The organism is Terrimonas sp., assembly GCF_003075435.1.
In the GTDB taxonomy this organism is placed as follows: domain Bacteria; phylum Bacteroidota; class Bacteroidia; order Chitinophagales; family Chitinophagaceae; genus Agriterribacter.
Map to the genome: position 1 here is coordinate 80,866 of NZ_QCZJ01000019.1, position 15,333 is coordinate 96,198.

8 protein-coding genes are annotated in these 15,333 nt (G+C 41.6%); all 8 read right to left on the reverse strand.

Going from position 1 to position 15,333, the window contains the following annotated elements; all coding sequences use genetic code 11:
* Positions 1 to 5: 5 nt before the first annotated feature.
* The 8 genes from DC498_RS18565 to DC498_RS18600 all read right to left on the reverse strand — a co-directional run bounded on the left by DC498_RS18565 (position 6) and on the right by DC498_RS18600 (position 15,332).
* A complete protein-coding gene (locus tag DC498_RS18565) occupies positions 6 to 1,448 on the reverse strand; it encodes a hypothetical protein (protein WP_116875650.1) in 1,443 nt (480 codons plus the stop codon).
* A gap of 208 nt (positions 1,449 to 1,656) precedes the next feature.
* Entirely contained in the window at positions 1,657 to 3,420 is a 1,764-nt protein-coding gene (locus DC498_RS18570; RefSeq protein ID WP_206197693.1) for a RagB/SusD family nutrient uptake outer membrane protein, read from the reverse strand.
* A gap of 56 nt (positions 3,421 to 3,476) precedes the next feature.
* Positions 3,477 to 6,611 carry a SusC/RagA family TonB-linked outer membrane protein gene (locus tag DC498_RS18575; protein ID WP_165813891.1) on the reverse strand — a complete coding sequence of 1,045 codons (3,135 nt, stop codon included), beginning with the start codon at positions 6,609 to 6,611 and terminating at the stop codon, positions 3,477 to 3,479.
* Positions 6,612 to 6,646: 35 nt separating this feature from the next.
* On the reverse strand, positions 6,647 to 8,599 hold the full coding sequence (locus tag DC498_RS18580) for a RagB/SusD family nutrient uptake outer membrane protein (protein ID WP_116875652.1): 1,953 nt from the start codon (positions 8,597 to 8,599) through the stop codon (positions 6,647 to 6,649).
* Positions 8,600 to 8,617: 18 nt separating this feature from the next.
* Complete coding sequence (locus DC498_RS18585) at positions 8,618 to 12,019, reverse strand: TonB-dependent receptor (protein ID WP_206197694.1); 3,402 nt, start codon at positions 12,017 to 12,019, stop codon at positions 8,618 to 8,620.
* 222 nt (positions 12,020 to 12,241) lie between these two features.
* Positions 12,242 to 13,450, reverse strand: a complete 1,209-nt coding sequence (locus DC498_RS18590; protein WP_116875654.1) for a FecR family protein — start codon at positions 13,448 to 13,450, stop codon at positions 12,242 to 12,244.
* A 101-nt stretch (positions 13,451 to 13,551) separates the two neighbouring features.
* Entirely contained in the window at positions 13,552 to 14,130 is a 579-nt protein-coding gene (locus DC498_RS18595) for an RNA polymerase sigma factor (RefSeq protein WP_116875655.1), read from the reverse strand.
* Positions 14,131 to 14,249: 119 nt separating this feature from the next.
* Positions 14,250 to 15,332, reverse strand: a complete 1,083-nt coding sequence (locus DC498_RS18600; RefSeq protein ID WP_116875656.1) for a hypothetical protein — start codon at positions 15,330 to 15,332, stop codon at positions 14,250 to 14,252.
* Between the last annotated feature and the right edge of the window lies 1 nt (position 15,333).

A 15,333-nucleotide genomic window follows, 5' to 3' on the forward strand; every position in this document is an offset into this window, starting at 1 on the left:
TATCTCTATTTAAAACTTATCGGGTGCCACATGGTGTTCCAGTTAGCCCAATTGGGGCCATAGGCATAAGAAATATATTGCTGTTTTCCGGGATTGATATGGCCTTGCTCATCGCCACTCCATCCGCAATTATGCAGGTAGGGTTTCAGCCCTGCTCTTATTTCTTTTATTTTGGTAAACGATAAACCATCTGTTGATTCCCACAAAACAATATAACTGTTCGCTGTAAGCCTGGAAGCGGTATGAATAGCATAATATTTTTTAAGGTCATCCCGGTATTTCACATCACAGTGATCAGCAGCTGCAATAGCCGTTTTATCAACAGCCGTTCCTTTCTGTTGAAGCTGTGCCGGCCAATTTTCACCAGGATCATTTACGATGGCAACACGTGTCTCAAGTATATTTTTATCGTGCCAGGTATAATAGAAAAATAAGGTGTCGTTATTAATAATCATTGAAGGTTCTCCGGCGCCCCATGCATCAGCATCGCCATTAAACGTGATTACGGGTTGGGGATCATTGCTCCAGCCATTACCATCCCATTTTTCCCAGGGACCTTCAGGAGATGTTGACCTTGCAACATAAGCATGGTTAAACAAGCCTCTTTCATCTTCCGTAGAAGTATAGCCTGCATAATAATAATTGCCCAGCTTTATCACGCCGGGATCGCAGATAGAAAGCTGGTCGCGTGTGCCTTCTGTAGGCTTTAATACCATCTTTTCTGCTGACCAGTTTTTCCCGCCATCTGTTGAACGCATATAAGAAGCCTGGTCCCAGTAATGCGCACCCGAAGAAGGATTAAGCAATAAAAAAGACTGGTAACTTCCTGCAACCACTTCACCATTTTTGAAGTTTTGAGTATTGCTCACCTCTCCCTCTTTTTTCCAAACGCCTGCTGTGCCCGATGGGTTGGTCAGCACCCACAAATAATTACCTCCGGCGAATCTTTCATCACTTGCAATCTGTAGATTCTGGTTATCCTGGTAATTGCTATACACTTTTTTTGCCAAAGGCGCGGAAGCTATCGTTGAAGCATAGTCGCTGTTCCATTGATAAAGACTAAGTGTAATGCTGCTGTTGGTTGAGTTCCAGTTTGGACATGCTACAGCTATGGCGTAAAAAGATTGCGTAGCTATAAATTTTTGAGCTGCTATATCTGCACCGTTCAGGGCAATAGCAGTTTGCGTTCCGGCATCTTCATGCAACAATATCCTATCACCAAATGTTCCACCCGGCGCGGCAAACCATGCATCAATTGTTCCGTCTGTGTTTTGAATAATGGAAGGACCATAACGATATACCCCACCTGTATATATCTCCCATCCGGGCTGCACCGTAAAAATATTTTTATATGCTGAATCCGTTACTTCGCCATCAACTGATGCCCTTATCGCCTTACTGCAACTGCAAACAGTAAGCATTAAACCTATAATTAAAAGCCTGTTCATAAGATAGAAATAAAACCGCCCCTTTGCAGGAGCGGCAGGTATGAAAAATAGCCCCAAAACTGCTATGAGCTATGGGCTGTCAGCTTTCAGGTATCAGCTATCAGCACTTCTCACATTTTCTTTTAACTATTCAATACAGTATAACCTATAGCTTGCTAACACCTCAGACTTTGAGGCTCACAGCTGATACCTGAAAGCTGATAGCCCATTACCACTCCGGATTCTGCCAGTTCTCACCGGCCAATCCCATCATTTTATTTACTTCTGATTGATCTATAGGGTATAACAACCATTTTACAGATGAAGAATTTCTGTCAGAAAATTTAAATCTTGTATAAGTAAGATCAGATCCTGATTTAGTGATGCGCATACCGGTAACGAACTTGTCTGTCTGGTCAAGAACCTTCCACCTGCGCACATCAAAAAAGCGATGTTCTTCAAATGCAAACTCAACCCTGCGTTCGTTGCGGTAACGTTTTTCAAATTCTTCCGCTGTTAACCCTGCAGGCAAAGCCGGCATACCAGCTCTTGCCCTTATTGCATCTACTGCTTCTTTAGCAGACAAAGAATAACCGTTTACCGTTACTGTCGCATCCGGGCCAACGGTTTGATAAGCTGCTTCGGCAAAATTCATAATCAATTCCGCATACCTGAACAAGCGTATAGCGCCATCAGACTGGTTGCTTATACCTGACCTGTGACTATTGAATTTGCGCAAATAATAACCGGTACGTGTATGTTTCCTGTCATCTGTAGCTATACCTTCGTCTCCGCCCGCATAAGTTTGAATAGTATATCCTGATGGTTGATCAAGATGGCGCAGTGCACCATTATAATAAATAGAAGCATAAAAACGTGGGTCTCTTCCTTCGTATGGGTTTGCAGGATCATAGCCTGATGCCGGATTAATAATTGGTACAAGATGCGCTGCATCACTATAGCCAAGTATAGCAGGTTCACCATTTGCCATTTCGTATGCGTCAACCAAATCCTGGGTAGGGCAAGGTCCTGCCTTGTCTACTCCATCAGTAGAAGGAAGCCCTGCATATTTCCAAACCTGCATTTGCGCCCCGCCCTGGTAAATGGTTTCCTTATCAACCGCACGGCGATCGTTGGAAGAGGTAAGAAAATAACTTGCATAAATATTTTGCGCTTCGCCGGCGCCGGAAAATACATCAAATAATGTATACCCATTGGCAGCACACTGGTATAAGGCCTCTGAAGTAATTTCCAATGCTTTATCCCATGTATATGTTCCATCGGAAAACAAAGGACTTGCAGCATAGGTTACCGCCTGCGACATAATAGCATAAGGTATTGCCCTGTGCATAATGCCGAACTGGTTATCATATATCTGCCAGGAAAAACCGGAAGCTGAATTTGGCGCCGCAAGGGCTTCGTTACAATCAGTAAGTATTTGTGTTACCACTTCTGAAAAAGTAGCTTTTCTGTCAGAAGAAAAATCATGCTCAATTTCATACGGTGCTGTAATCAACGGAACAGCATTATACCTTTTAATAAGTTGAAGGTAATACAAAGCTCTCAGTGTTTTTGCCTGGGCAACCCAGCCTTGTTTTTCATCTTCGCCTGCAATTACTTGGGCGGTTTTCATTCCTTCGATAAATGTATTGCACTTCCTGATACCGATATATAAATTCGTCCAGGGGCTGCCATCAGAAGAATAGGATGCGTAATCAGAACCTGTAACACTACCGCTATACCATATGCTGTATTTTGAACCGGCGGTAATATCATCGGCGTCCTGCGCTTCATCGGTATAAGAAGCCCTGTCCATATATGGCGCGGGACAATACCCATAACAGGAATTCAGATACCCTCTCACCTGGTTATAATCATTAAATACATTGGCAAGCGATATTCTGCCATCGGCAGGCAAATCAAGTTGTTTATTGCATGATAGTATGCCAAATGCTAACATGACAACTATCAGTATACTGTTATATTTTTTCATTCTTTTCATTTTAGCTGTACAGTTCGTTATGTACATAATTGATGATTCCGGTTACATTAAAATGTTACACTTAATCCTATATTATAAACCCTGTATACCGGGAAACCGAGGTAACCACTGCCTTCCGGTCCAAAATCCTTGCTTTTCATTTTATCCCAGGTAATAAGGTTTTGCCCGCTGAGCAACAGTCTTATATTCTGAGAAGCAATAGCATGGGCTACACTGCCGGGGAATGTGTACGAAAGCTCAAGATTTTTTAAACGGATGAACGATCTGTCATATTCAAAGAAATCACTTGCCTGGTGATTAACACTTTGCCTGGTTGAAAGCGCAGGGTATAGAATTTCTTCGCCTGCTGCATAGCGTTCTGCTGTCCATGACTGGCTATGCAATGCTCCAAAAACACCATCGTACGATGTTTCATAAACGCCGGTTCCACTGTATATTGTTGTAAATTGATTAACACCCTGGAACAACATATTAAGTTCAAGAGATTTGAACCTTATGCGGCCGGTTATACCATATATATATTTGGGTAATGCTCCATTTCCTATAGGTGCAACATCCCTGTCATTAATTTTACCATCGCCATTCAAATCTTTATATATCAAATCTCCGAGCCTTGGAGTACCAAAAGAGTAAGCAAGTGTATTATTATCCAGTTCAGCCTGTGTATTGAACATACCATTGCCGTTACTGTAATCTACAAGATAACCGAATGCCTGTCCATAAGAATATCCTTCCTGCTGTTTAAGATAAGTATAGTCTGAAGCTTTTTGCGCTTCATTTATACTCAGGATAGTATTTTTTGAATAAGAAAGATTACCGCCTATTGATGCACCCCAGTTTTTATTAAACTCCTTTGTATAATCAATCGCTACTTCAAAACCCTTATTTTCAAATTTACCCTGGTTTAGTGATGGGTAATTACCCAGAGGAATACCCTGGTAAGCAGGGATAGCTCCGGTGGCGGGTACGATCATGTTATCCACCTTCTCATTGAAGATATCCGCATTAATGGTTATAGCATTAAATAACCCAATATCTATACCACCATTGGTTTTGGTAGATACTTCTGCGCTGATCCTTGGATCTCCCTTAGTGTTCTCTACAACAAGGTATTGCAAATAGCCGATAGGACCACCACCCTGCAACCGCACATTATCCATATATGCAAACCGGTTCAATCCACTTTGATCATTAGCTGTTTTACCATAAGAGCCCCTGATCTTTAATAAAGTCAGCACTTGATTATTCTTCAGAAAAGCTTCATTACTTATCATCCATGCTGCGGCAACAGATGGTGTTGAAACATACCTTGAGCTTCTTGCATACTGATCAGAACCGGAATAACCGAGATCAAGTTTTACAAAATACTTTTCGCTATAATCATACATCAGTTCCGCACCGGTATGAAAACGCTTGTAAGGGAATGAAAAAGGAGCGCTTACATCAGTCTTTGTCAGATCCTGGAAAAACATATAACCTAATGCACGGACATTATGCTTACCAAATTTCCGGTCGTAATTCAACAGTGCATTATAAGTAAGATGGTAATAAAATGAATGCCCTTTTGCATAAGCAAGAGGCGTGTTCAATTCTGTTCCATCCTGTTTAAAAGCAAGAGAGTCTGTAATATTCAAATCCCTCGCATATCTTTCAAAGTTCTGGGAAGTATATAAGCTTCCAACGGAATTGGTTTGATAGTTAAATGTACCGGTTAACGAAAGCCCTCTTGTAATAAAATCCAGGTTCAGATCTACTCCAAACTGGGAGGTAGTATTGGTAACAGTATGCCTGACATAGCCGGTATGATTCAGTAGTCCATAGGTAGGATTATGAACGGTGGCTGTGCTTATTACCTGCCCGCCTTCATCAATCACCTTACCGCTTGCATCTTCAATCCTGGGCGTTACCGGGCCAAATACGTTAGAAGGTATTAAAAACACACTGCTGTATACAGCCTGGTTGCCTGCGCCGCCAGGGTTACGTTCTCTTTTAATATTACCACTCAGTCTTACGTATGCCTTTATCCATTTGTTGATGTTCATATCTACATTGGTGCGGTAATTCACCCATAAATTATTAGCATCAGGATCATAGCGTGTTTGATCTGTTTTAAAATAACCACCCTGGTGCATTACATTTATGTTGGAGTAATATTGAATATTATCGCTTCCACCGGTAAGATTTAAGCTCACACGCTCCATTCTTGCCAGGTCTTTCATAAACATTTTATACCAGTTATTATTGGCGTGCAAAAGCGGATCTGATCCTGACCTGTAAGCTTCAATATCAGCTTGTGAATAAGGCGCTTCAAATGGATTAGTAACATCAGGCACGTAATCATTTTTTGCAGCCAGGTTTTTTAACTCAGCATACGTTGCCGCATCATAATGAGCAGGTGTTGTTGTTGCCTGCTGTACAGATTGATCTATTCTTGCTCTTACTTCCAAATCTCCTTTTCTGCCTCTTTTGGTTTTTACTACCAACAACCCATTACCACCAAGTATACCATACAATGCCTGCGTTGAAGCATCTTTCAATACCGTAATGGATTCAATTTCTGTTGGAGAAATATATTCAAGTGTTTGATTGCTGTTATAAGGTACAAGCACACCATCTACTACTACAAGTGGCCCGTTGTTCCGGGCAAAGCTGAATCCGCGAACAGCCGTTGAAGTAGTAGCACGGGAGAGCTCGGAGTATGTTTCGAGTGTTGTTAAACCAGGAAGCCGGCCGGCTAAAGTTTGTCCAAAATTAGCTACCGGTGCTCTTTCTAATTCTGTACCCGTTACTGTTGCAGCGGCACCTGCAAAATGTTTGCGCAACTGGCTGTTATACCCTAACTGAATTTCTTCGTCAAGCTTATGGGTATCGGGGTGTAATTCAATGTTTATACTTTCCCGGCCATTAATTGTTTCTGCTTTTGTACTGTAGCCGGTGTATTTAAAAATTACTGTATTGCTTCCATCATTAATAGGTAGCGTATATTCCCCGTTTTTATCAGTGGAAGTTCCATTTCTGCCATTGCCTGAGTTAACCACAACACCATACATTGGCTTGCCAAATTGGTCTATAACCTTACCGGTAACCATAGCCGCGGCATCCTGTGCATATATATTTTGCTGCATTACCGCCACGAACACGGTAAAACACAGCATTGTAAATTTTATAATATTGTATTTCATTTGAGTTTCGTTAAGTCTTTTAAGAAAAAGTACAATTACCATCCGGGGTTTTGCCAGTCATTGCCCGTAATAGCGGCAAGCCTGTTTGCCTCAGACAATGGTACCGGGAACCATAAAAATTTATTGGTATAATTTTTCCTTTCTGTAGGCCTTACCACTCTTCTCTGGTAGGTGTAGGCATTTGTCCCGGTTCGGGTAATTTCCATTGCGGTTACCCATTGATCAGTTTTTGATAAATCGTCAGAAGGATTGCTCCACCTGCGTACATCAAAATACCTGTTCTCTTCAAGCGCTAATTCTACTCTTCTTTCATTACGAACCCTTGCAATCAATTGAGCCTGGCTCAGGTTGGCCGGAAGATCAGGCATACCTACTCTTCTCCTGATCTCATTTACCGCGGCGCGGGCCTCATCTAATTTGCCTGCTTCTGCAGCTGCTTCCGCAAAATTTAAAATGATCTCACCAAGCCTGAAGTATTTCCAGTTTGCACCTCCTACAGGATTATCTCCTCCTGAGTTGGGATGTAAAAATTTTCTTTCAAAATATCCTGTCCTGGTAGCTTTTCTTACCGCAGGGTCTATACCGGTTTGAGGCTCTCCCTTATATGTAGCAATAACCCTGGCCCTGTTACCTGCAGGTGCAGGATAATTTTCGTATGATTCAGGCGCTTCTGCAAAACCCCACCATGCTTTACGCTTAGAACCATTATAGTAAATAGAAGCATAAAAACGGGGATCCCTGTTGGCATAAGGATCGTTGGGGTTATATAATGCATTATCCGGATTATAATTAGGCTGCAAATGTTGTTCATCCAGGTATGGATTATCCAGGTCTAGTATTGGCTGGCCGTCTGTGGTTTCGTAAGCATCTACCAGTTCCTGTGTTGGGCATGTGCCGCTTTTATAACCATCCTGTGCCCCGATGCCATCAATGTTCCAGATATTTCCCTGTCCTTCGCGTGACTGATAAATCGTTTCTTTATCAACCGCAGTTGGTGAGTATTGCGCGGATTGGGTAAAATATTCGTTGTATAAAGCAGAATACTGGTCTTTTGCCGGCCCGATATATGCGTCATCAGACATATAGGTTGCCGGGAAATTCACTTTATTATATAGCTCATATCCCCAGCTACGCAGGTTTTGCAAAGAAGCTTTATTCACTTCATATGCTTCATCCCAATAATTCTGCCCGCCATTATTTAAAGGACTGGCAGCAAACAAAATCATTTTTGACTTTATGGACTCTGCCAATGCCTTTGTTACCCTGTATGGCTCATCAGTTGTGATACGTGTTGGTAAAGCTGATATCGCTAATGCCGCATCACAATCTTCCATTATAAATTTTGTAAGATCATAATAGCTTGCTTTTTCCAGAGTCGAAAAATCTGCGGTAAACTCATATGGCTCCCGCATAATAGGTAAAGCAGCGCCAAACCATTTTAATAATTCATGATAGTAATAAGCTCTCAGCACGTACGCCTCTGCTTTCATCCGCTGTCTGTTTTCTTCACTATTAACAGCAGCATTATCTATTTTCTGTAAAAAATATGAGCAATTACGTATAGCGTTCCAGTAGCGGTTCCAGTAATCACCATTACCTGCATCTGAGCTGATATCTGTTCCGGGAAAGCTGGATGCAGATGCATCTCCGTTGTAAAACCTTCCCGACATGATCCATGATTCTGCTTCCGCGTCCGTATCCCATGCTTCATCACTCCAATCAACTGGTCCTCGTGACCAAAAGAAATAACGTGTTCCTTTTACAGGAAGATTATTATAGCAGCTATTTAAAAAAGCTTCCACTTTATCATTGTCCTGGAAAACTTCATCCAGTGAAATTTTACCATCCGGCGCCTGGTCAAGCGCCTTTTTACATGCTCCGCCAAACAGCAGCATAGTAAATAAAAACAAGGCAAGTTTTATATAACGCCCCACGCCTGGTATATATAGTGTGCCGGGGGTTTGTTGTATATATTTTTGATTATTCATATCGCTTCTGTGTAAGGTTTAGAAAGTAATATTTACACCAAAGTTTAAAGACTTGGTAACAGGATAGCCCAGCGATTCACTGTTTTCCGGATCAAGATGATCAAGCTTCAGCTTATCCCAGGTAAAGAAATTGTAAGCGCTTATATATGTCCTTACACCCTGCACCCTGAGTGTTTTTAATAACGAGGGTGTGAAATTGTAGGCCAGTTCAATATTCTTAAGGCGAATGAATGACCTGTCCATAATAAAGAAATCGTTAGCGCGATGATTAGTAGTAGTATTCGTACTTAACGCGGGGTAAGTAATCTTTTCACCTGCCGCGTAACGCTCTGGTGTCCACGCTGTGGTATGATAGCTGTAATAAGTACCCAGCTTAATATTTTCATACACGCCCTGGTTGGCATAATTAGTGGAATACTTGCTCACACCCTGGAAAAAGCTGCTGAACTCAAATCCTTTATAATTAACCTGTAAAAGCAACCCATATATCTGGCCGGGTATACTGGTATATTTTATCGGCGCCAGGTCTTTATCATTCACAATGCCATCGCCATTCAGATCCTGGTAAACAAAATCTCCTACCCGTGGTGTTCCAAAACCATAGGTTGTTTTAGCGAGGTAGGCATCCAGCTCCTGCTGGCTGTTGAAATAACCATTACCATTGGAGTAATCAATTTTATACCCCCATGCCTGTCCCAAAGAAAAACCTGTAGTGCGGTAACGATAAGCATAAGAATCATCGCTGATGGGCTCGTCGTAGAATTTAACGGTATTATGATTATACCCCAGGTTACCCTTCACCATGAAGGAGAAATTTTTTGATAACCTCTTATTATAAGACACTTCTATTTCATACCCTCTGTTATCTACAATACCCATATTTACTTTAGGTATATTACCCAATGGCACACCCTGTAACGCCGGCACTGTGCCGCGTGAGATAAGGATATCAGTTCTTTTTTCAAAGAAGTAATCGAAGGAAATATTAAGCTCATTAAATAACCCTACTTCAACGCCATAGTTTTGCTTGGTGGCAACCTCCCACGACAAAGCAGGATTACCTAATAATCCCTGATTTATGCCCTGACCTCTTCCCAGAGTAGATAATGGTCCGCCTCCAACAGTAATATTATCGAGGTATAAAAATCTTGAGCTGCCGATCTTATCATTACCCACTTTACCATAGGAAGCTCTTAATTTTAAGTTAGAAACCGTGTATGAAAGGGATTGGAAAAAGGGCTCATTGCTTATTACCCATCCTACAGATGCGGCAGGGAAAAAGCCATACCTGTTTGCCGGTGCAAATTGTTCTGACCCGTTATAACCCAGGTTCACTTCTGCCAGGTATCTTTTATCATAGTCATAGGTAACCCTTCCAGCCAGTCCAATCACATTATATGGTATTTCGCCTGCTGTTGTTTCCCAGTAATCTCTTTGCCCCAATACCAACGCGCCTACATTATGTTTACCAAAAGAATTCTGGTAATTGACAGATGCCTGCATGTTGATATTATAACGGGAATCATACCCTTTCAATATATTCAGGAAAGATTCGGCATTGCGTTGAACCGCGTAAGAAAGTTCGTTTGTTTCATAATTCACCTGCGCTGCATATAGCCGCTCGTTTTTATACCCGTCCATAGCGCTGGTAGCTTTTGCATCGTAAGAAATCATACCCTTCACAGACAATCCCGGAATTACCAGCTTGCTTAAATCCCATTCCGCACCCAGTGACGTATTAAGGTTTGAACGCATTTCGTTTCTGAAACCCTGGCGGTTCATGATCTCAAACGCCGTACGGTCAAGATATGTGGGATAGACTACCGCGTCTTCGGGAACGCCATATCCTCCCAGTGTGGTAGGACCAGGCGTAATAGGCAATATGGTTTGGGTTTGATAAATCAAATCCGTCATCATCCATTTCGTATCATAACCCGGATAAGTACCTGCAGAAGGCATATTCACTTTTTCTATATAACTGCCGATATTTAAAAATGCTTTGAATGAAGGACTTACCTTATAATCAAGATTTGCCCTGAAATTATATCTGTCCATCCAGGAAGAAGGATCATATCCCAGCTTTGATTTCGGCTCGGTATTAAGGTTACCGCCCTGGTGCAGGTACACACCATTTACGAAGTAACTTAATTTTGATGTACCGCCTGTTACCCCAATATTCACACGGGTTTGCGGTGTATTCTTTTTAATCAGTTCACCATACCAGTAATGATCAGGATAAATATAATTTCTGTATGCAACCTGTTCTGCATAATCAGGGGCATTGGGATCAAGCCCCTGCAGCGGATTTTCAAACTTACTAATAAGCTCATCAGAGTAAGGAATGGCAATCCCATCATTCTTAGCCGCCTCGTTGCGCAATTTTAAATAATCCACCGAATGAAGCCATTCCGGCTCACGGGTAAATGAACTAAAGCTCTGATCTACACTTGCCGTTAACTGAGCTTTGCCGGGCGTACCTCTTTTGGTTGTAATAAGGATAACGCCGTTAGCACCGCGAACACCAAATACAGCAGTGGCAGATGCATCTTTTAATATAGATATGCTTGCTACCTCATTCGGGTCAATGGTGCGTATATTATCCCTGGGTACTCCATCAATCAATATCAACGGGCTGTTACCATTTACAGTAGCAGCACCACGCAGATATAAAGTAGCGTCATCGCGCCCAGGTTGACCTCCACCGGATTGTATAGCCGTAAGACCAGACAAACGACCGGCAAGTGCATTTGCCAGGCTTGCTGAGGAGCTTTGTTTAAGCTGTTCTGAATTTACGGTTGATACAGCGCCTGTAACCGTTATCTTTTTCTGAGAACCATAAGCCACCACAACCACATCTTCCATAGCGCTAACAAGAGGCGTTAATACAACATTTATATTCCTGTTTGCCGGTATGAAAGCCTCTTTTATTTCCATGCCTACGTATGAAAATACAAGTACAGCGCTTTGGTTAGACACGCTAATACTGAAAGAGCCGTCTGCAGCCGACGACACGCCTTTCGTAGATCCTTTTACCACAATGCTGACATTAGCAAGGGGATTGCCTTTATCGTCATACACCTTGCCTGTTACAATAATATCCTGTTGCGCTGCCGCAGGCGGAAATACAGCATTTGTTTTTTTGATTACAATTGTTTTGTTGATCAGTTCGTACGTTAACGCCTGATCTTTAAAACACGCGTTAAGTGCCTCCTGAACAGAAACATTACTGAGTTGAACAGTTACTTTACCGGCATCCTGAAGCCATTCATCCCGGTATACCAGGTGAAGCCCGGATTGTTTTTTGATTTGCGTTAAAACACTTTCCAAAGAGGCATTCCGCGCCGATAAAGTAATTTGCGAATACCCTTTGGCCTGAATTTGTAAGCAAGCAGCAATCATTAGCACGATGGTCAGCTTCATAACCAGCCAGATTTTGGAGTTTAAGAACTTGCGCCGCGGCAAGCAACCCGGCGACGCTTTGCAATAAGCAATCAATTGCATAGATTTGTTTGTTGGGTTTAATTAATGAAATGATCAGTCCGGATTATTATCATGACGTTTAACCTGATTACGGGAATTCCGCCCCCACGGAGTTCCCTTTTTAATTAACCGTCCTGTTTAAAAACTATATTTATTATTTTTTTATTCTACAATTATTTTCCTGTTTTCTGTTTTACATTTTACACCGCTCAATTGCATCACTTTTAAAACTTCCGCAAGCGGCATATTTCTTGGAATATCACCTGTAATCTTTCCCGCCGGCATTCCATTGGAATAAACAATTTCCACATCATACCATCTCGCCAATTGCCGCAGCACCACCGGGATATCCGCTTTCTTCATCATAAAAAGCCCGTTTTTCCATGCTACCACTTCTTCAATATTTACGTTATCCAATACTTTAATTGAGCCTTTGCTATTACTGATGCGGGCCTGTTGTGCAACATTCAATACCACATTTTCATCAGGGTGAGCAGCAGTGCTAACTTTAACCCTGCCTTCCAGCAATGTGGTATTTACGGTTGATTCTTCGCTATAGGCATTTATATTAAAATGCGTACCCATCACTTCAACCAATCCTTTCGCTTCTCCATTTTCCCCAAATACTTTTACCCTGAATGGAATCTTTTTTCCTCCTTTGTTTAGCTGTGCCACTTCAAAATATACTTCACCTTTCACTTCAACAGTTCTGCTATCTGCCGTAAAAGCAACAGGATATTTTATTGAAGAAGCCGCATTTAACCAAACACGTGTACCATCAGGTAACACAAGATTATACTGGCCGCTTCTTGGTGTTGTGAGCATATTAAAAGCAGGGATTTTTATAGCCGCATTGTTTTGCTGATCATACACCAGTTCGCTGCCTTGTTTGCGTATCTCTGTATTTCCCTGGCTTGCCAGCACTCCGTTAGCAGCATCGTTCAACTCAACCGTGCCGCCATCTGCAAGTGTTAATACCGCTTTATTAGTGCCGGGCATAACCTCCCGGGGCCTGATTTCTTTTTCGGTTTTAACCATTTCAGGCTTGTTCTGCTCTTTGTTGGCATAGTACCAGCCGGCAACGGCAAATAAAATCAATACTGATGCGGCGGCAAGGTGAAAATAAAACCGCCTGTACCAGGGGTATACCGAACCTTTATACGCATTTTCCCTTTCTGTGATATAATGTAAAAGATCTGATTGTATTTCTTTTACCAGGTTTTCACGTCGCTCACCATCCATTTGCATCCACTCATTATGCGCTATCTTATTTTCCTCCAGCCATTGTTCCACAATCTCCTGTTCTGCAGCCGTTGCAGTTCCTTCGTTATAGCGCTTTAGTAATTCCTGAATAATTTGAGGATCTGTCATTATTTGCTCGTTGTTTTGCACCCATCCTGGTATACAATACTATAGGTAGTCGTTTGAAAAACGGGATAGTACTACAGGTGTTAAAAAAAATAAAAAGGATTCTAATGGAAAAAAAACAGCATGATCACAGCAAGTTTCTTCCATGAATGTCGAAGGTGATGAAGTGCCGCTGAAAGTTGATTTTTTACTGTTTGCTCAGATAAACCAAGTTTAAAGGCAATTTCTTTTACAGGGAGATGGTGGTTGCGGCTCAGCCTGTAAATTTCTTTTGTCCGCGAAGGCAGATCTTCTATGGTATATTCAAGTGTATGCTGCAGGTCTTTTGTGAGTATTCCGGATTCTTCATCAACTACCAGCATACCGGAGAGTTGTTCTATCATGGCCGCGTATTCTTTGCGGTTGGCATTTTTTCTTATATGATCAATTATGCGGTAACGCACTGCAGCAAATAAATATGCTTTAAGTGAGCTGGTAATCCGGAGCGTTGCCCTGTTATCCCATATATTCACAAAAACATCATGAATAATATCACGGGCTTCTTCAAAAGAAGATAAACGGGAAGCAGCAAAGTTGATTAAAGAAGATGCATGAAGTTCATATATCGCAGAGAAGGCATCTTTATTACCTTCATTCAATAAATCAATCAGTTCAGTTTCAGTATGGATATTATGAGCAAGCATAATATTATATTAAGCATCGTTAATTCAGGAGCTAATTTAGCAGACCTTATTTATATAACCATCCTGTACTTACCGCTACCATCATTCATCCACCAGGTTTATCATTATCCCATCATGTATTATTTACTTTTTCTAACAGGCACTTTCAATGGTAAATTCATCCACGCCAATCCTATACTTCTGAACATGTGACCGAAATCTTCACCTTCACCTGCATCATATAGCAATGCCAGTTTATTACCTGCTTTAATAACTGCAGGCATACCTATCGCTCCTTTTGCCCAAACTGAATTTGAACTATCAAGCACAACCGCTTTATTATCCCTGTTCCAGTTGTATATATCTTTCGACCAGTATACCCAGATGGCATCGGTATACTCTCCATATTTTTCATCAATGCCTATATGATTGGTAAACAAAAACCATGTTTTATTAGCAGGTTCATAATATACAGATGAATTTTCTATCTGTTCATCTAACGGAAAGATGGGCTGATCATTGATCTTCCACGAACTGTTGAGGTCTTTCGTTCGTGCTATACCTAATGTACGTTTGGTAATATTATTATCATGGGTTGCAGCGCTGAAAAACATAATATATTCGTTATTATGTCTCACTATAAAACCAGGACTTGAAGTAACGGTATAATAACTGTTTTCTTTTGGCGGCAGCGGTGTAACATCATATTGTTTTATCCAGGGGCCGCGCAGAGAATTTGATTTCGCTTTCATAGTAAGATAAGGAAATGCAGGTATGCGATAAGGCGGCGGCGTTGTATTAGGTGTGCCTATATAAAACATATGCCACTCATTTCCTTCCTTTATTACCCAGGGAGAAGATGCACTTTTATAATCGTTCCGGGCAGCATCTCCCAGCGATAAAACAGTTCCTTTTTTTGTCCATTTGCGCAAGTCTTTACTTTCTGCCAGGCACGATATCCATCCATCTTTACCTGCGCCATCATAAAACAGGTAATAGGTGTCGCCTTCTTTATTCACTACAGCTTCTCTTGCACCATAGGTATCACAACTGTCTTTACCATCACCATACTGCATCACTATACCTTCATCTTTACAGGGCATGCGAAGCGATGCGGATGGTCGCCCATCGTTGTAATACACCTGTTGTGCCTGGGAATCAACACATATTATTGTTGATAATATGGCCGCAATACATGCTGTAATGTTTACAAATTTTATCATG